The 19087-nt window shown below is 67.3% G+C and carries 15 protein-coding genes and 1 pseudogene; 15 read left to right on the top strand and 1 reads right to left on the bottom strand.

Going from position 1 to position 19087, the window contains the following annotated elements; genetic code table 11:
- Together QH168_RS25370 and QH168_RS25365 are read left to right on the top strand one after the other, a co-directional pair.
- Positions 1-190: pseudogene (locus QH168_RS25370) on the top strand (serine hydroxymethyltransferase); the annotation flags it as partial.
- A gap of 81 nt (positions 191-271) precedes the next feature.
- Positions 272-1264, top strand: a complete 993-nt coding sequence (locus QH168_RS25365; protein WP_432421163.1) for a methylenetetrahydrofolate reductase — start codon at positions 272-274, stop codon at positions 1262-1264.
- Positions 1265-1345: 81 nt separating this feature from the next.
- Here QH168_RS25365 and QH168_RS25360 read toward each other — a convergent pair whose 3' ends face one another.
- Complete coding sequence (locus QH168_RS25360; protein ID WP_280468276.1) at positions 1346-2767, bottom strand: short-chain fatty acyl-CoA regulator family protein; 1422 nt, start codon at positions 2765-2767, stop codon at positions 1346-1348.
- 154 nt (positions 2768-2921) lie between these two features.
- Between QH168_RS25360 and prpD the strand changes: the two genes are divergently transcribed.
- The 13 genes from prpD (at position 2922) to pdxS (ending at position 19043) form a co-directional block, all read left to right on the top strand.
- Positions 2922-4424 (top strand): 2-methylcitrate dehydratase PrpD, encoded by a 1503-nt coding sequence (gene prpD, locus QH168_RS25355; RefSeq protein WP_280468275.1) that lies wholly within the window; start codon positions 2922-2924, stop codon positions 4422-4424.
- Positions 4424-5338 carry a methylisocitrate lyase gene (prpB, locus tag QH168_RS25350; protein WP_280468273.1) on the top strand — a complete coding sequence of 305 codons (915 nt, stop codon included), beginning with the start codon at positions 4424-4426 and terminating at the stop codon, positions 5336-5338. Before prpD ends, prpB begins: the two co-directional genes overlap by 1 nt.
- Complete coding sequence (locus QH168_RS25345) at positions 5338-6462, top strand: bifunctional 2-methylcitrate synthase/citrate synthase (protein ID WP_280468271.1); 1125 nt, start codon at positions 5338-5340, stop codon at positions 6460-6462. The genes prpB and QH168_RS25345 overlap by 1 nt, the downstream gene beginning before the upstream one ends.
- 904 nt (positions 6463-7366) lie before the next feature.
- Entirely contained in the window at positions 7367-9634 is a 2268-nt protein-coding gene (locus tag QH168_RS25340) for a bifunctional SulP family inorganic anion transporter/carbonic anhydrase (RefSeq protein ID WP_280468270.1), read from the top strand.
- 150 nt (positions 9635-9784) lie between these two features.
- Positions 9785-10216 (top strand): TIGR02611 family protein, encoded by a 432-nt coding sequence (locus QH168_RS25335; protein WP_280468268.1) that lies wholly within the window; start codon positions 9785-9787, stop codon positions 10214-10216.
- Positions 10213-10950 carry a (2Fe-2S)-binding protein gene (locus QH168_RS25330; RefSeq protein ID WP_280468267.1) on the top strand — a complete coding sequence of 246 codons (738 nt, stop codon included), beginning with the start codon at positions 10213-10215 and terminating at the stop codon, positions 10948-10950. Before QH168_RS25335 ends, QH168_RS25330 begins: the two co-directional genes overlap by 4 nt.
- A 258-nt stretch (positions 10951-11208) precedes the next feature.
- Positions 11209-13278 carry a threonine--tRNA ligase gene (gene thrS / locus QH168_RS25325; protein ID WP_280468265.1) on the top strand — a complete coding sequence of 690 codons (2070 nt, stop codon included), beginning with the start codon at positions 11209-11211 and terminating at the stop codon, positions 13276-13278.
- A complete protein-coding gene (locus QH168_RS25320) occupies positions 13275-13856 on the top strand; it encodes an HIT family protein (RefSeq protein ID WP_280468263.1) in 582 nt (193 codons plus the stop codon). The genes thrS and QH168_RS25320 overlap by 4 nt, the downstream gene beginning before the upstream one ends.
- 4 nt (positions 13857-13860) lie before the next feature.
- Positions 13861-14547 carry a phosphatidylinositol phosphate synthase gene (gene pgsA, locus QH168_RS25315; RefSeq protein WP_280468261.1) on the top strand — a complete coding sequence of 229 codons (687 nt, stop codon included), beginning with the start codon at positions 13861-13863 and terminating at the stop codon, positions 14545-14547.
- Complete coding sequence (locus tag QH168_RS25310; protein ID WP_280468259.1) at positions 14544-15566, top strand: phosphatidylinositol mannoside acyltransferase; 1023 nt, start codon at positions 14544-14546, stop codon at positions 15564-15566. The genes pgsA and QH168_RS25310 overlap by 4 nt, the downstream gene beginning before the upstream one ends.
- A complete protein-coding gene (locus tag QH168_RS25305; protein WP_280468257.1) occupies positions 15563-16687 on the top strand; it encodes a glycosyltransferase family 4 protein in 1125 nt (374 codons plus the stop codon). The genes QH168_RS25310 and QH168_RS25305 overlap by 4 nt, the downstream gene beginning before the upstream one ends.
- Positions 16687-17730, top strand: a complete 1044-nt coding sequence (locus QH168_RS25300) for an NUDIX hydrolase (RefSeq protein ID WP_280468332.1) — start codon at positions 16687-16689, stop codon at positions 17728-17730. The genes QH168_RS25305 and QH168_RS25300 overlap by 1 nt, the downstream gene beginning before the upstream one ends.
- A 374-nt stretch (positions 17731-18104) precedes the next feature.
- Positions 18105-19043, top strand: coding sequence for a pyridoxal 5'-phosphate synthase lyase subunit PdxS (gene pdxS, locus QH168_RS25295; protein ID WP_280468255.1), 939 nt, complete (start codon positions 18105-18107; stop codon positions 19041-19043).
- Positions 19044-19087 lie beyond the last annotated feature (44 nt).

Here is a 19087-nt window from a genome sequence, read left to right as displayed (position 1 = left end):
GGGTCTGCGGATCGGTACCGCTGCCCTGGCCACGCGTGGTTTCGGTGACAGCGAGTTCACCGAGGTCGCCGATATCATCGGCACCGCGCTGGCGGGTGGTTCCGATGTCGAGACACTGCGTGGCCGGGTCCGCAAACTGGCCAACGACCTGCCCCTGTACCAAGGCCTCGAAGACTGGAAATTCGTCTGATCGGCCATAGGCCCCGAGGCGCCTGCTGCGGGCAGGCGCCTACCGGCGACCCCGGTACGACGCGTGGCTAGGAGAGTAGCGATGACAAGGAACGGTTCGGAGCGAACCTATTGCGGTGAAACCGGCGCCACCGCAGGACATTCGGTGGTCCAGAGCCTGCGAACACATGCCGGTGCTGGCGCGGGGGTGCCGTTCTCGGTGGAGTTCAACCCGCCGCGGGACAGCGCAGGGGAGGCGCGGTTGTGGCGGGCGGTGCGCGAATTCGAGCGCATGCATCCGGCATTCGTCTCGATGACCTACGGTGCGGGCGGCTCGACGAAGGATCGCACGGTCCGCGTCACCGGTGATCTGGCGCGGGAGACGACGCTGCTGCCGGTGGCACATCTGACCGCTGTGGGACACAGCGTGGCGGAGCTGCGGTCGCTGGTGGGCGCCTACGCTGATTCCGGGATCCGAAATCTGCTGGTGCTGCGCGGTGATCCGCCGGGGGATCCGCTGGGGCCGTGGTCGAAGCACCCCGAGGGGGTGGACTATGCCGAGGAACTGGTGCGGATCGTGCGGGATCTCGGTGACTTCCACGTCGGGGTCGCCTCCTTCCCGCAGGGCCATCATCGTTCACCGGACCTGGATCACGACACGCGGTTCCTGGTGGCGAAACTCCGTGCGGGCGCCGAATATTCGATCACGCAGATGTTCTTCGAGGTCGAGCACTATCTGCGGTTGCGGGACCGGGTCGGTGCGCTGGATCCGGTGCAGGGCGCCAAGCCCATCATCCCGGAGCTGATGCCGATCACCTCGCTGCGGACGGTGGCGCGGGCCGAAGAACTCTGCGGCCGAGCCCTGCCCGAACCGGTCGTGGCGCGTCTACAACGTGCCGCGGGCCGCGGGCCGGAGCCGGATCAGGCGGCGGTACGTGCCGAGGGCATCGCGATCGCCACGGAGATGGCCGAACGTCTCATTCGCGAAGGCGCGCCGTGCTTGCACTTCATCACCCTGAACTTCGCCAAGGCGACCGGTGAGGTGCTGACCAATCTGGGTTACGGGGTGAGCGAGGCGCCGCTGCCGGTGCGGTGATCGCGACGACATCGGGTTCGTGGCCATTGGTCGTATCTGCGGCAGTCGCCACGAACCCGTCGTCGGTGCGCCGCGCGGGGATCAGGTCCGGTCGGCGGGTGTGTAGGGGATATTGGCGGCCAGATTGCCGTCGACCCGGATAGCCCGGCCCAGCTGCGGGAACGCTCGTTGTGCGCAGTCGGGGCGTTCACACACCTTGCACCCGGCGCCGATCGGTACCGCCGTGGCATCGTCGTGCAACGGCAGCCCACGCGAATACACCAGCTTTTCCGCGTAGGCGATATCGCAGCCGAGACCGATCGCGAAATCGCGTTTGGCGGAGAGGAATCCGGGCGTGCTCTCCTCGGTGGTGCGGGCCATCCACAGATATTTTCGGCCGTCGGGCATCTGGGCGATCTGGGTGCGGATGCGGCCCGGTGTGGCGAAGGCATCGTGCACCACCCACAGCGGGCAGCTGCCACCGACTCGGGAGAAGTGAAAAGCCGTGGCGGACTGGCGTTTGGAGATATTGCCCGCCCGGTCGATGCGGACGAAGAAGAACGGCACACCACGCTGCCCGGCCCGCTGCATCGTGGACAGCCGATGGCAGACGGTCTCGAAACCGACCTCGAACATCGACGACAGCAATTCGATGTCGTAGCGCAGCTCTTCGGCCGCGCTGCGGAATCGGGTGTAGGGCAGGATGAGCGCGCCGGCGAAGTAGTTGGCCAGACCGATGCGCAGCAGGGCACGGGATTCGGCGGGCATGCTCACCCCGGCGGTGATGGCCTCGATGGTGTGGTCGTGGGTGAGGAAGGCCAGCTGCGTGGCGAGCTGGAAGGCGCGCTGGCCTGCCGAGAGCCTGCGGGCGAGCACGATATGGCGTGCGACGGGATCGTAGGCGCGTTTGGGGCCGGGATCGGTCGGATCGTCGGAGCGGATGGTGGTGGTGATGCCGTGCCGCTCGTGCAGCAGCTTGGTCAGTTGCAGATCCAATCCGCCGATACTGAGCCGATTTTCGGTGAACATCGCCTCGGCGGCGCGATCGAGTTCGGGAATGTGGTTGCGGCGATCGTAGAAGAAATCGCGCACATCCTCATACGGCGTCGCGGCCGATGCTCCCGATGCCGGGGTTTCCAGACCGGCGGAGATCTGCTCGATCTGCTGGGTCGCGCTGCGCAGTTTGCGGTGCAGGCTCAGCAGCAGGTGTGCGGCGGCGGGCACCCGCGCCGTGAGGTCCTCGAGTTCGGCATTGCTGATGCTCGCGGCGTCGGGATCGTCGACGACGACGTCGTGCAGGTCGGCCAGCAGCCGCGCGTCGGTATCGGTGGCGAAGAAGCCCATGTCCAGGTCGAAGGTGGCATTGAGCTTGAGCAGCACCTGCACGGTGAGCGGGCGCTGATCGTTCTCGAGCTGGTTGATATAGCTCACCGATAGCCCGAGCAGCTTCGCCATCGCGGTCTGCGACAGCCCGCGACCCGCACGCAGCGTCCGTAGCCGCGCGCCCGCGTACATCTTCTGCATGACCCGAATCTAACACCCCGACCTTCCACAACTTTCACAAATTTGCCGGGATTGTTTGACAAATTTCGGCATTTGCAAACCATTTTGCCTGTTGGTCGAGCTGTGTAACGTGCGAAAAGACCGGTGAATATTCGACGCCTTGGAGGCCTCCGCTGTGAAGAATCATCTCGTCCGCACGCACCGTTCTGCCGAGGATTTCCCCCGTGCGGAGCATCTGGCGTGGCGTATCGCCGAGGTTGCCGCCGACGCGGTGGAGGTGCCGGTCGACACCGAGGAGATGATCGTCAACCGGATCATCGACAACGCCGCAGTCGCGGCCGCATCGATCACCCGTCGTCCGGTCGCCAATGCCCGCGCCCAGGCGCTGGCGCACCCCTACGGTCCCGGCGCGGCCGTGTTCGGTGTGCCCGGCCGGTTCTCGCCGGAGTGGGCCGCGTGGGCCAACGGTGTCGCGGTGCGCGAGCTGGACTTCCACGACACCTTCCTCGCCGCCGAATACTCCCACCCGGGTGACAACATCCCCTCGATCCTGGCCGCCGCGCAGCACACCGGTCGCACCGGCCCCGATCTGATCCGTGGCCTGGCCACCGGCTATGAGATCCAGGTGGACCTGGTGCGCGCGATCTGCCTGCACGAGCACAAGATCGACCATGTCGCACATCTCGGCCCGTCCGCCGCCGCCGGTATCGGCACCCTCCTCGGGCTGGACGCCGAGATCATCTATCAGGCGATCGGCCAGGCGCTGCACACCACCACCGCCACCCGGCAGTCCCGCAAGGGCGAGATCTCCAGCTGGAAGGCCTATGCTCCGGCCTTCGCGGGGAAGATGGCGGTGGAAGCCGTGGACCGCGCCCTGCGCGGAGAAGGTGCGCCCTCGCCCATCTGGGAGGGTGAGGACGGCGTCATCGCCTGGCTGCTCGGCGGCCCGGAGGCCGAATACTCCGTGCCGCTGCCCGGCCCGGGTGAGCCCAAGCGCGGCATCCTCGACACCTACACCAAGGAGCATTCGGCCGAGTACCAGAGCCAGGCCCCGATCGACCTGGCCCGGCGCATGCGCGACCGGATCGGCGATCTCGATCAGATCGCCTCGATCGTCCTGCACACCAGCCACCACACGCACTACGTGATCGGCACCGGCTCGGGCGACCCGCAGAAGTTCGATCCGCACGCCTCGCGCGAAACCCTCGACCATTCGGTGATGTACATCTTCGCCGTCGCCTTGCAGGACGGCACCTGGCACCACGAACGCTCCTACGCCCCCGAGCGGGCACAGCGCCCCGACACCGTGGCACTGTGGCGCAAGATCTCCACCGCCGAAGACCCCGAGTGGACCCGCCGCTATCACTCGACCGATCCGAACGAGAAGGCTTTCGGCGCCCGCGCCGAGGTCACCCTGAAGAGCGGTGAGGTGATCGTCGACGAACTCGCCGTCGCTGACGCGCATCCGCTCGGTGCGCGTCCGTTCGCGCGGGATCAGTACGTCGCGAAGTTCCGCACCCTGGCCGAGGGCGTCATCGATCCGGCCGAGCAGGATCGTTTCCTCGACGTAGCGCAGCGCACCCCGCAGCTGTCCGCCGACGAACTCGGACAGCTGAACTTCACCGTCTCCGACGAGGTGCTCGCCCGCACCCCGCAGCTGTCGAAGGGCCTGTTCTGATGACCGGCCTGCTGGCGGCCGCCACCTCGGCCGCGGACAAGCGCGCGGCCTTCCGCGCCGGGCTGAACTCCGGCCGCATCCAGCGGTTCCCCGGTGCGTTCAACCCGCTGGTGGCCAGATTGATCCAGGAGATCGGGTTCGAGGGCGTCTACGTCTCGGGGGCCGTCGTCTCGGCCGACCTCGCCCTGCCCGATATCGGGCTCACCACGCTCACCGAGGTGTCCGAGCGGGGCGCCCAGATCGCCCGCGTGAGCGACCTTCCCGTGCTCATCGACGCCGATACCGGATTCGGTGAACCGATGAGCGCGGCCCGCACGGTGACCATCCTCGAGGACGCCGGGATCGCGGGCTGCCATCTCGAGGACCAGGTGAACCCGAAACGGTGCGGACATCTCGACGGCAAAGCGGTGGTGCCGACGGCGGAAATGGTGCGCAGGCTGCGGGCGGCGGTCTCGGCCCGCCGCGACCCGAACTTCGTGATCTGCGCGCGCACCGATGCCGCCGGTATCGAGGGTATCGACGCGGCCATCGAGCGGGCGAAAGCCTATGTCGACGCGGGCGCGGACCTGATCTTCACCGAAGCCCTGTACACCGCCGCGGAATTCGAGAAGTTCCGTGCCGCCGTCGATATCCCGCTGCTGGCGAATATGACCGAGTTCGGCAAATCCGAGCTGATCGAGGCGGCCACCTTGGAGTCCATCGGCTACAACGCCGTGATCTACCCGGTGTCGACGCTGCGGCTGGCCATGTACGCCGCCGAAACGGGTCTGCGGGAGATCTACGAGAAAGGCACACAGTCCGGTCTGCTCGATCGGATGCAGCCGCGCAGCCGCCTCTACGAACTGCTCCGGTACCAGCACTACAACGAGTTCGATTCCGCCATATTCGATTTCACGCTCGGAAGGGATCAGTGATGAGCGAGATCGCCGTACCGACCATCTACAAGGGCCTGGCCGGGGTCGTCGTCGATACCACCGCGATCTCCAAGGTGGTCCCGGAGACGAACTCCCTGACCTACCGCGGTTACGCGGTGCAGGACCTGGCCGCGAACTGTGGCTTCGAGGAGGTGGCCTACCTGCTCTGGTACGGCGAACTCCCCGACAACGCTCAGCTCGAGCAGTTCACCCAGCGTGAGCGGGCCTCGCGCCGGGCCAACCGGTCGCTGCTGTCGTTGATCGCGAAGCTGCCCGACAACTGCCATCCGATGGACGTCGTGCGCACCGCCATCAGCTATCTCGGCGCCGAGGACCCCACCGAGGACGACAACACGCCGAAGGCCAACCTCGCCAAATCCATGCGCATGCTGGCCGTGCTGCCCACGATCGTGGCCGCCGATCACCGGCGCAGGCACGGCCTCGACCCGATCGAGCCGCATTCGCACCTCGGGTACGCCGAGAACTTCCTGAACATGTGCTTCGGCAAGGTGCCGGCGCCGGAACTGGTGAAAGCGTTCGAGGTCTCGCTGATCCTCTACGCCGAGCACAGTTTCAACGCCTCCACTTTCGCCGCGCGGGTCGTGACCTCGACCCTGTCCGATATCTACAGCGCGGTCACTGCCGCCATCGGCGCGCTCAAGGGCCCGCTGCACGGCGGCGCGAACGAGGCCGTCATGCACGACATGATCGAGATCGGCGATCCCGCACTGGCCGAGCAGTGGTTACGCAACAAGCTCGCCAAGAAGGAGAAGGTGATGGGTTTCGGTCACCGGGTCTACAAGAACGGTGACTCCCGGGTGCCGACCATGAAGCAGGCATTCCTCGATATCGCCGCCGCCACCGACGGCGACAAGTGGGTGCGGATGTACGAGATCCTCGAGCGAACCATGAACGAGGCCACCGGTATCGAACCCAATCTCGATTTCCCGACCGGGCCCGCCTACTATCTGCTCGGATTCGATATCGAGGTGTTCACCCCGATCTTCGTGATGAGCCGGATCACCGGCTGGACCGCCCACATCATCGAACAGGGTGAGGCCAATGCGTTGATCCGGCCGCTGAGCGAATACGTCGGCGTGCCACAGCGCGCCGTCGTCGCCTGACCGGCAGACGGCACTTCCCGGAACGGCCCGCACCACTGGTGCGGGCCGTCTCCCGTTTCGGCACGGCCCCGCCGTCGATGCCGAGACCGCAGAGGGCCCGCTTGTCGTTGTGGCGCTGTGCGCCAACCTTTCCCATAGCTGGAAAGCTAAGACTGTGGTCTGTGTCACAGTTTGATAGCGGTTGTCATCTTCGGGACTCAAAGGCTTTTCGGGAGCTTTGGTAAGTCTTTACTATTGATCTGTTCCGCGTTGCCCAGGCGTCACCGTCGGCACGGCGAGTCCGTGCCACCGCCCCGCCCGCGCTCGATCTCGATGCCAGTGCATGTTCCACCGATGAACCGGATCGGCTCCCACCGGACCGGCGAAGGAGAAATATGTCGACCGACACCGATCCCGCATCACGGACCTCGTCACACCTCGGCCACCATGTCCGGCCGCCTCGCCCCGCCTGTCGGGATGTTCCTGACCAGGTGAATCGCACCGCAGCGCAGGGTTTTCGGAGGGTCGCCCAGGCGGCGGGCATCCGGCGCGTGCGCCTCGTCGCGATGCTGTCGAACATTGCGAGATGACCGCCATTCGGCTCGTCCTGTCGCGCTCGGCGTGTGAATGGCGGCAGGGCTCGGCGTCCTCACTCGGATCTGCTCGGGGTCATGTGCCGCGAACGGTGACTGGACGCGTCATGTGTTGTGAATCACGCACCCGTCTGATTGTGGCGCTGCGTACGAAATGTCCGCTTCTCAGGCTTTGCTAAGTCTTTACCAATATCATTGTTGTGGTTTAAATCTCGGTCCGCCGCCGTACCGAGAGCCTCTTCACCGCGAGATGCCGGTTCGCGGTCCTTGCCCGACTGGACATGTTGATCGTCAACCGACCTCGGCGTTTGCCGAGTCGGCGAAGGAGAACAATGGCTACCAAGATCGATCCGAACCCCCCGCTCTCGCCGCCAGGCGATCCGGTCGGATCCACCTCCCTGTCCGAACGAATGTCGTCGATCCTGCGCTACGATCTGCCTGCTTCGATCGTGGTCTTCCTGGTCGCTCTGCCGCTGTCACTCGGTATCGCGATCGCCTCCGGTGCGCCTGTCGCCGCCGGTCTCATCGCCGCCGTGATCGGTGGTGTCGTCGCCGGAGCCCTCGGCGGTTCCGCCCTCCAGGTGAGCGGCCCCGCCGCCGGTCTCACCGTCATCGTCGCCGAATCCATCAACCAGTTCGGCTGGCGCGTCACCGGTTTCATCGTCGTCGCGGCCGGTGTGTTACAGATCCTGTTCGGCCTGAGCCGAATTGCCCGTGCCGCCCTGGCCGTCGCGCCCGTTGTGGTGCATGCGATGCTCGCCGGTATCGGTGTCACCATCGCGTTGCAGCAGGTTCATGTGCTGCTCGGCGGTGATTCGGAGAGCTCGGCCTGGGCCAACATCACCTCACTGCCCGCCCAGCTGGGGTCGCTGCACATCGGCGGCGCCTTCGTCGGCCTGGTCGTCATCGCGGTCATGCTCGGCTGGAAGTACATGCCCGAACGCGTCCGAGTGGTGCCCGGCCCGCTGGTGGCGATCCTGCTGGCCACCGTGCTCTCCCTGGTCCTGCCCACCGATGTGCAGCGCATCGAGCTGAACGGCTCGCTGTTCGACGCGATCGGGTTGCCCGCGCTGCCGAACAGTGACTGGGCCGGTGTCGCGCTGATGATCCTCACCTTCGCGCTGATCGCCAGCGTGGAAAGCCTGCTGTCGGCGGTCGCGATCGATAAGATGCATACCGGTCCGCGGGCCAACTTCGACCGGGAGATGATCGGTCAGGGTTCGGCCAACGTGGTGTCGGGTCTGCTCGGCGGTCTGCCGGTCACCGGCGTCATCGTGCGCAGCTCGACCAATGTGGTGGCCGGTGCCCGCAGCCGGGCTTCGGCAGTCCTGCACGGTGTCTGGGTGCTGTTGTTCTCGGTCGCGCTGGTCGGTCTGGTGCAGCAGATCCCGATGGCGGCGCTGGCCGGACTGCTGATCGTGATCGGTGTGCAGCTGGTCAAGACGGCGCACATCAAGCTGGCGCACCGCACCGGCGATCTGATCGTCTACGCGGTCACCCTCGCCGGGGTGGTGTTCCTCAACCTGCTCGAAGGCGTGCTGATCGGTCTGGCACTGGCGTTCGCGCTGCTGCTGTGGCGCATCGTGCGCGTCACCGTCGACGCCAAGCCGCTGGCGGGCAGCGACCGGTGGCTGGTGAGCATCGACGGATCGTGCACCTTCCTCGCACTGCCGAAGTTGTCGACCACCTTCGCCAAGGTTCCCGCCGGAGTGGACGTCACCGTCGAGATGACCGTCGACTTCCTCGATCACGCCGCCTACGAGGCCATCATCGACTGGGCCCGCCAGCACGAAGCCAACGGTGGCACCGTCGATTTCGTGGAGATCGGCTCGGCGCGGATGGAAGCCGCGACCAGCGCACCGCCCGCCCGCAGCTTCGGGCGCGTCGTCCTCGACGATGTGCTCGGCCCGTGGCGGGTGAGCGACCGGGACGAGAAGAAAGGCAGCGACGATATCGACGATCCGATCGTCAGCGGTATCGCCGCCTACCACCGCGGCCACGCGCATCTGGTGCGTCCGCATCTGGACGAACTGCGTGACCGGCAGGACCCGGATTCGTTCTTCCTGACCTGCTCGGACTCGCGAATCGTGCCCAACATCATCACCAACAGCGGTCCGGGCGACCTGTTCACCGTGCGCAATGTGGGCAACCTCGTCCCCGAGCACGGCGATCCGTCGGTGGAATCGGCGCTGGTGTTCGCGCTCCAGAACCTCAGCGTGCGCTCGGTGGTGGTGTGCGGTCACTCCTCCTGCGGCGCGATGACGGCGCTGCACTCCGGGCAACCGTGCGGGCCCGAAATCGACGGCTGGCTCGAGCACGCCAGGCCCAGCCTCGACCGGTTCCGTGGCGACCATCCGGTGCGCCGGGCGGCAGCCGCCGCCGGGTTCGGTGAGGTGGACCAGCTCAGCATGGTCAATGTCGCCGTGCAGCTCGAGCATCTGCATCAGCATCCGGTGGTGAGCCGCGCGGTCGCCGAACGCGGGGTGACGGTGTCGGGGCTGTTCTTCGATATCGCCAGTGCGCGGGTGATCGAGGTCAGCGTGGACGGGATCGCCCATATCGACGAGTCCGGCCGCCGCGTCGCGGCCCAGTTGGTGTGATCGGCCCACGGCACGACCATCAGGAGTTCCCGCCCCGCCACCAGGTGGGGCGGGAACTCGGAAACACCGGCGGCCGCGGCCTTCGGTGGCCGCGGCCATCCGCGGTTCATCGATAGGCTCGTCCGCCGCCGCACCTCTAGTCTGGGTGGTGTGAGCATCGAGCTGGACAAGCAGCCGTCCGCCAAGCCGAACTCCTGGCGCGCCTTCCGGGACCGGGTGTCCGCGCGCCCTACCCTGAACCTCGTCTACCGGATCGGGGTGGCGCTGGTCGGGACCGCCGTGCTCGTCGTCGGCATCGTCGCGATTCCCTATCCCGGACCGGGCTGGGCGATGGTGTTCGCCGGTCTCGGCATCCTGGCCACCGAATTCTCCTGGGCGCGCCGTGCCCTCGGATGGTTGCGGGACCGATACCGGCAGGTCATGGCCTGGTACGGCGGGCGGGGAACGGTCTTCAAAGCATTGGCCGCACTGGCCACCGCCGCGCTGGTCGTGGCAACACTGTGGGTTCTCGGCACATTCGGATTGATCGGCGGCTGGATCGGAGTCGAGTGGCAATGGTTGCGCAGTCCCCTGATGTCGTGAACACGGTCCCGGGCCGAACACTCACCGACCCGGACTGGCTGACGGCGCGGATCGCCGAGATGGGCGAGTCATGGGGGACCGGTTCACCGCGAATCGGCGGCACTCTGTGGTGGTGCATGGTGGCCTCGGCCCTGGTCGAACCGATCGCGCGCGCCTACGCGGCGCAGCTGCCCGCACCCTCGGCCGAACTCGACCGCATCGCCTGCGAGGTCCGCCCGGACGGCGGGGTCGACCGGATCGTGTTCGGAGCGGTTGCGGACGACGAGCCCACCGGCGAAACCCGGTCGGTCGACCCCGACGGCGATGCGTGCTCATGTACCGACACCGCCGAGCGCGCCGTGGACGAGGCGGTGCGGGACGGCAGGACCGAGGAGCCCGGCAACGGTGCGACCCCGGCGGGCACCGCGCTCCAGGAAACACTCACGGCGGTGATAGCGCAGGTGGCGGCCGTGTCCGGGGCGCGACCGGCCGCGCTGTGGGCGGTGGTCGCGGACGCGATCGGCAATCGGGCCATCGATGCGGGTGCCCCGGCGGCCGGTACCCGGTTGGCCACCGATATCGGCGGTCGGCTCCCGTCGCCGCGGTTCACCGAGATCGGCGCCAGAACGTTCGTTCGCCGCATCTCCTGCTGCCTGGTCTACGAAGTGCCCGGATGCCAGATGTGCACCTCCTGCCCGAAGCGTCCGGCCGCCGAACGGGAGCGGCTGCTCACCGAGCTGGCCGCGCGGGCCTGATCACCGGCCCTGCGACGGGAGCGGGCGCCGATACCGGCGACTCCGATCGGCGGACGGGTTCCGGCTCGGCTCGCCGCCCCGGTCCGTCGACACATGGGCACGCTCGTCCCGATAGCATGGTCGCGGCCGGGTTCCGTCCGGCCAGAGATCGACGGAGCAGCCGTCACCAGCCGGGATGAACCCGGACCGAGGCGCTGCTGCCCGACAACCGGAGCGAGCCGGAAGGACCCGGCCGCGAAAACCAAGGAGAGCGCCGCCGTGACCACCACAGCACCCCTCAGCCCAGCCGCCCTCGTCCGGGTGCCGGCCGGGACTACGGCGGGTGCCGCGGTGCGGGAGGCGGGCCTGCCAACCAAGGGGCCGGAGACCATCGTCGTCGTCCGTGACGCCGCGGGCGACCTCAAGGATCTGTCGTGGACCCCGGACGTCGACGTCGAGGTGACCGCGGTCGCCGCCAACACCGAGGCCGGACGCAGCGTCATCCGGCATTCGGCCGCCCATGTGCTGGCCCAGGCCGTGCAGCAGGAGTTCCCGGAGGCCAAGCTCGGCATCGGTCCGCCGATCAAGGACGGCTTCTACTACGACTTCCGCGTCGACAAGCCGTTCACCCCGGAGGATCTGGCCAAGCTGGAATCCAGGATGAAGAAGATCATCAAAGGCGCGCAACGGTTTTCGCGCCGGGTGGTCGAGGTCGAGGACGCGCGGGTCGAACTGGCGAACGAGCCGTTCAAACTGGAGCTGATCAGCGATAAGTCCGGTATCGACGATCCAGAGGTGATGGAGGTCGGCGGTAAAGAGCTGACCATCTACGACAATCTCGATCCGCGCTCGGGCGAGCGGGTCTGGGGGGATCTGTGCCGCGGCCCGCATATCCCCACCACCAAGTTCATCCCGGCGTTCAAACTCACCCGCAGTTCCGCCGCCTACTGGCGTGGTGATCAGAACCGCGAGGATTTGCAGCGGGTGTACGGCACCGCCTGGGAATCGACCGAGGCGCTCGACGAGCATATGCATCTGCTGGCCGAGGCCGAACGCCGTGACCACCGCAAGCTCGGCCTCGAGCTGGACCTGTTCAGCTTCCCCGACGAACTGGGCTCCGGCCTGCCGGTCTTCCACCCCAAGGGCGGCATCATCCGCAAGGAACTCGAGGAGTACTCCCGGCGCAGGCATGTGGCGGCCGGTTACGAGTTCGTCAACACCCCGCACATCACCAAGGGCCACCTGTTCGAGGTCTCCGGTCACCTCGACTGGTACCGCGACGGCATGTTCCCGGCCATGCACCTGGACGCCGAATACAACGAGGACGGCACCGTCCGCAAACCCGGCCAGGATTATTACGTCAAGCCGATGAACTGCCCGATGCACAACCTGATCTTCCGGTCCCGCGGCCGGTCGTATCGGGAGCTGCCGCTGCGGCTGTTCGAATTCGGCTCGGTGTACCGGTACGAGAAGTCCGGTGTGGTGCACGGTCTGACCCGCGTGCGCGGTATGACCCAGGACGACGCGCACATCTACTGCACCAAGGAGCAGATGCACGCGGAGCTGACCGACACCCTGCACTTCGTGCTCGGTCTGCTCGCCGATTACGGCCTCGACGATTTCTACCTGGAGCTGTCCACCAAGGACCCGGAGAAGTTCGTCGGCTCCGACGAGATCTGGGAGGAGGCCACCGAGACCCTGTCGAAGGTGGCCGCGGCCTCCGGCCTGGACCTGGTGCCCGATCCGGGCGGCGCCGCGTTCTACGGGCCGAAGATCTCGGTGCAGGCCAAGGACGCGCTCGGGCGGACCTGGCAGATGTCGACCATCCAGCTCGATTTCAACCTGCCCGAACGCTTCGACCTCGAATACACCGCCTCCGACGGCACCAAACAGCGTCCGGTGATGATCCACCGCGCCCTGTTCGGCTCCATCGAGCGGTTCTTCGGTGTGCTCACCGAGCATTACGCGGGCGCGTTCCCGGCCTGGCTGTCGCCGGTCCAGGTGGTCGGCATCCCGGTCGCGGAGGCATTCGCACCGCATCTGGACCGGGTGATCGAGCTGCTGCACGAGGCCGGGGTGCGCGCGCATGTGGATCGCAGCGACGACCGCATGCAGAAGAAGATCTTCAACAACACTGCCCAGAAGGTGCCGTTCATGCTGCTGGCCGGTGAGCGTGATGTCAACGCCGATGCGGTCAGCTTCCGGTTCCGCGACGGCACCCAGGTCAACGGGGTGCCGGTGGCCGACGCGGTGGCGACCATCGCGGACTGGATCGCCCGCCGCGACAACGCCTCACCGACCGCGGAGGGCTTCGAGATCCTGCCCGCGGGTGGCGGTGAGCGTCGATGAGCGATAGCGGCGCCGCCGCGCTCCGCGGTACCGACAACGGCGGCGATATCGTCGATCACGGTCCGGGCGAGCCGGACCGGCTACAGCGCCTGTGGACGCCCTACCGGATGTCCTATATCGCCGAGGCGGCCACCGCGCCGCCCAAGGACGCGACCGGCCATCCCTTCACCGATATCCCGAAAATGGCCGATGAGGACGGGCTGGTGATCGCCCGCGGTGAACTCGTGTACGCGGTGCTCAACCTGTACCCGTACAACCCCGGTCACATGATGGTGGTCCCATACCGTCGCGTGGCCGATCTGGAAGACCTCACCGACGCCGAGAGCGCCGAACTGATGGCGTTCACCCAGCAGGCCATCCGGGTGATGAAGCGGGTGTCACGGCCGCACGGATTCAATGTCGGGCTCAATCTCGGTGGCGTCGCGGGCGGTTCGCTGGCCGATCACCTGCACCAGCACATCGTGCCGCGCTGGGGTGGTGACGCCAACTTCATCACCGTGGTCGGCGGGGTGAAGGTGATGCCCCAATTGCTCAGGGAGACCAGGGCGCTGCTCGCGGCGGCCTGGGACGAGGTGTAGATCGGTGCTCAGCATCTTCGGTCGCGCGACGTTCGCCAAAGCCACGGCGCCGCTCGGCAGGGCACTGGTGCGCACCGGCCTCACCCCCGATGCGATGACCCTCATCGGGACCACCGCCTCGATCGCCGCGGCGGTCACGCTGTTCCCGTCCGGTCACCTGTTCTGGGGCACCATGGTGATCTGGCTGTTCGTCATGTTCGACATGCTCGACGGCGCGATGGCACGGGCCCGCGGCGGCGGCACGAAGTACGGCGCCGTACTCGACGCCACCTGCGATCGCCTCGCCGACGGCGCGATCTTCGGTGGTCTGGCCTGGTGGGCGGTCTATCACGAGCACAGCAAGCCGCTGCTGTTCGCTACCCTGGTCGTGCTGGTGACCTCGCAGGTGATCTCGTATGCGAAGGCACGAGCCGAAGCCAGCGGACTCTCGGCCGACGGTGGTCTGATCGAACGCCCGGACCGGCTGGTGATCGTGCTGGTCGGCGCCGGACTCACCGGCATCGGCGGATACTGGGGGATCGAATGGCTGACCTGGGCGGTGCACGTCGCGATGTGGATCCTCGCGGTGCTCAGCATCGTGACGGTGTTCCAGCGGGTGCTCGCGGTGCGCAGTTCGCCGGGCGCGCGCGACATCATCCCGATGGCACGTCCGCAGGAGCCGACGGCGGACTCGACGGATCGGTCGTCATGACCGCGGCCGCCATCCGGCCCTCGGCCGAGCATCCCGACGACACTCTCGCCGCCCGGATCAGGGGCGGTCTCAGCGACCGTGCCTATGGTGCGGGTTGGCGGCTGGTGCGGGCGCTGCCGGAGCGGACCGCGCGCCGACTGTTCGACTGGGGCGCCGACCGCGCGGTACGCGGTGGCGGCCCGCCACAACTGCGCCGAAACCTCGCGCGCGTGCTCGCCATGGCACCCGAAGCGGTGCCCGACGATCTGATCCGCGCGAGTATGCGCTCCTATGCCCGCTACTGGCGTGAGGCGTTCCGCCTGCCGACCATGGACCATGCGGCGCTGGCGGCCTCGGGTCGGATGCCGGTCGGCGGCCTCACCCATGTGGACGCCGCGCTCGACGCCGGCCGCGGACTGATCCTGGTGCTGCCGCATTCCGGGAACTGGGATATGGCGGGCATGTGGCTGGTGCAGAACTACGGCACCTTCACCACCGTGGCCGAGCGGCTGAAACCGGAATCGTTGTTCGAACGATTCGTCGCCTACCGGGAAAGCCTCGGCTTCGAGGTGTTCCCGCTGACCGGTGGCGAACAGCCGCCGTTTCCGCAGCTGGCGGCGCGACTGCGGGAGAACAAGATCATCTGCCTGATGGGTGAACGTGATCTGACCGGCAAGGGGGTGCCGGTGGACTTCTTCGGCGAACGCACCTGGATGCCCGCAGGGGCGGCGAAACTGGCGATCGAGACCGGTGCCGCGCTGCTGCCGGTGCACGCCTGGTTCACCGTCGACGAGTCCGGGCAGGAGGCCTGGGGCCTGGAAGCCGGTGCACCGCTGGATGTCTCGGGCGGTATCGGACCGGCCACCCAGGCGCTGGCCGATCGTTTCGCGGCCAATATCGCGGCTCACCCTGCGGACTGGCACATGCTGCAACCGCTGTGGGAGAACGATCTGTCGGAGCAGCGCCGCGCCAGAATCGCGGCCGCGCAAGCGGATCCGGACGAACCGGGCACGCCTGACGGGGGAGACGCGAAGCGATGAAGATCGGCATGATCTGCCCGTATTCGTTCGACGTACCCGGCGGTGTGCAGGCACATGTGGTAGAGCTGGCGCGGGTCATGATCGAGCGCGGACACAAGGTGAGCGTCCTCGCACCCGCCTCCGATTCGACCCCGCTGCCGGAGTTCGTCGTCTCGGCGGGTCGCGCGGTGGCCATCCCGTACAACGGTTCGGTCGCGCGGTTGTCGTTCGGGCCGACGGCCTATACCCGCATCCGCCGCTGGATCGACGGCAACGATTTCGACGTGCTGCACATCCACGAGCCGAACGCGCCGAGCCTGTCCATGCTCGCGCTCAAGATCGCCGAAGGCCCGATCGTGGCGACCTTCCACACCTCGACCACGAAATCGTTGGTGCTCAGCACCTTTCAGGGGGTGTTGCGGCCGTATCACGAGAAGATCAGTGGCCGGATCGCCGTCTCGGAGCTGGCGCGGCGCTGGCAGGTCGAGGCGCTGGGCTCGGACGCGGTGGAGATTCCCAACGGGGTCGACGTCCCGGCCTTCGCGCGTGCGCCCATGCTCGACGGCTATCCGCGCCGGGGCAGGACGGTTCTGTTCCTCGGTCGTTACGACGAACCGCGTAAGGGGATGGAAGTGCTGCTCGGCGCCCTGCCCGAGCTGGTGCGCAAGCATCCGGAGATCGAGATCCTGATCGTCGGCCGCGGCGATGAGGAGCGGCTGCGCCGGGAGGCCGGCCCACACGCCGGGCATCTGCGGTTCCTCGGCCAGGTCTCCGATGCGGAGAAGGCCTCGGCGATGCGCAGCGCCGACGTCTACGTGGCGCCGAATCTGGGTGGGGAGAGTTTCGGCATCATCCTGATCGAGGCCATGGCCGCGGGCACCGCCGTGGTCGCCAGTGAACTCGACGCGTTCCGCCGGGTGTTGCGCGACGGTCTGGCGGGTCTGCTGGTGCCCGTGGGCGATGCCACGGCGCTGGCCACGGCGCTCGACACCGTGCTCACCGATGACGCCCGGCGCGCGGAACTGGTGCGGGCGGCGACGCAGGTCGTCGGCGAATACGACTGGCCGGTGGTGGCCGAACAGATTCTGCGGGTGTACGAGACGGTGACCGTCGGCGACGTCCGGGTGCGGGCAGCCGGATGATCACCTTCTCCGCGACGACCGTTCTCGTTCTCGCCCTGATCGCCGCGGTGATCGTGGCCATCGGCCTGTGGGCCTATTCCACCGCCAACCGGCTCGACCGGCTGCATGTGCGGTCGGATCAGTCCTGGCAGGCGCTCGACGGCGCATTGGCGCGGCGCGCGGTGGTGGCGCGGGCGGTGTCGATGGCGATCGCGGGCCCCGTCTCCGATCCGGTGCTCACCGAGCACGCCAAACAGCTGGCCACACTGGCCGACCGCGCCGAACGCGCGGGCCGCGCCGACCGGGAGACGGTGGAGAACCAGCTCTCGGCGGTCCTGTCGGCGGTCGATATCGGACAGCTGCGCCCGCAACTGGTGGCCGAATTGGCCGACGCCGAGGCCAGAGTGCTGATCGCGCGCCGGTTCCACAACGACGCGGTACGCGACACCCTCGCGCTGCGCACCCGGCGCCCGGTGCGGATCCTGCACCTGGGCGGTACCGCACCGCTGCCCACCTATTTCGAGATCACCGAACGCGCCACTCCGGCCGCCGCGACCGGACTCGAGGTCGACACCATCCGCACCTCGGCCCGGGTGGTGTTGATCGATGAACAGGACCGTGTGCTGCTCATGCGTGGCAACGATCCGAAGGTGCCCGAGGTCTCGTTCTGGTTCACCGTCGGCGGCGGCGTGGAACCGGGGGAGAGTCTGCGTGCGGCGGCAGTGCGTGAGGTGTACGAGGAAACCGGGTACACCGCCGATCCGGCGGCGCTGCGCGGGCCGATCTGGCGGCGGGTGGCGGTGTTCCCGTTCAACGGTGAACTCATCCGCTCCGAGGAACTGTTCTTCGCGCTGCGGATACCGCAATTCGATCCACGCCCGGCCAACCTCACCTATATCGAGCGGCGTTCGATCACCGGGCACCGCTGGTGCTCCGCGGCCGAGATCACCGCACTCGACGCCGCCGGTGAGACCGTGTACCCCTACCACCTCGACGAACTCATCGCCGAAGCCGCCGCGGCGGCGGTCGCGGCCACCGACCCCGAGGTGCGTTCCATCCGCTGACCGATGGCTCGTACTGCGCTCTGCTTTGTTATCTGACTTTGCTATGAAACGATATGCAACGAGGTTGGTCGAATCACATTGCTATTCCCTCGATCGCTAGAATTTGTTCCCCGCGTGAGCGGGGATGATCCCTGGGCAACGTTGCGGGTAAGCAACCCGATGTGACTATCGCCTCTGTGCTCGTTGGGTCGGCCGGGTCTTTCAGGCTGGCCCAACGAGTGCACAACAAGTCGCTCGGAACCGGTCCAGTGCACACGGTGTCCGAGGAACGCGCTGGTCGTGGGAAGGCCAGTCGTCTCCAACTGGCTATCAATGGCACATCGGGGCACGCCTAGAATCGTGTCGTTCCATCGCTGACGATCGCATAGGCGCACATGACACAGGAGTTTGCCGTGACAACGCCCGAGACCACCAAGACCACCGAGGCGACCCGTGAGGCGGGTACCGCCCGCGTGAAGCGCGGTATGGCCGAAATGCTCAAGGGCGGGGTGATCATGGACGTCGTCACCCCGGAGCAGGCCAAGATCGCCGAGGACGCGGGCGCGGTCGCTGTGATGGCGCTCGAGCGGGTGCCCGCCGATATCCGCGCCCAGGGTGGGGTGTCCCGGATGAGCGATCCGGACATGATCGACGGCATCATCTCCGCGGTGTCGATCCCGGTGATGGCCAAGGCCCGCATCGGCCACTTCGTGGAGGCGCAGATCTTGCAGAGCCTCGGCGTCGACTACATCGACGAATCCGAGGTGCTGACCCCCGCCGACTACACCAACCACATCGAGAAGTGGAACTTCACCGTTCCCTTCGTCTGTGGCGCCACCAACCTCGGTGAGGCCCTGCGCCGCATCACCGAGGGCGCGGCCATGATCCGCTCCAAGGGTGAGGCCGGCACCGGTGACGTCTCCAACGCCACCACCCATATGCGTCAGATCCGCCAGGAGATCCGCAAGCTGTCGTCGCTGCCCGCCGACGAACTGTTCGTGGCCGCCAAGGAACTCCAGGCGCCCTACGAGCTGGTGCGAGAGGTCGCCGAAACCGGCAAGCTGCCGGTCGTGCTGTTCACTGCCGGTGGTATCGCGACCCCGGCCGACGCCGCGATGATGATGCAGCTCGGCGCCGAGGGCGTCTTCGTCGGCTCCGGCATCTTCAAGTCCGGCAACCCGGCCCAGCGCGCCGCCGCCATCGTCAAGGCCACCACCTTCTACGACGATCCCGATGTGCTGGCCAAGGTGTCGCGTGGTCTCGGTGAGGCCATGGTCGGCATCAATGTCGAGGACATCGCACAGCCGCATCGCCTGGCCGAACGCGGTTGGTGAACCTGCGTCCGTGATCGGGGCGGCAGTCGGCTGCCGCCCCGCCG

Origin of the sequence: Nocardia cyriacigeorgica (genome assembly GCF_029868385.1) — a bacterium.
GTDB classification, from domain to species: domain Bacteria; phylum Actinomycetota; class Actinomycetes; order Mycobacteriales; family Mycobacteriaceae; genus Nocardia; species Nocardia cyriacigeorgica_F.
This window is presented reverse-complemented; position numbering and strand designations above follow the sequence as displayed.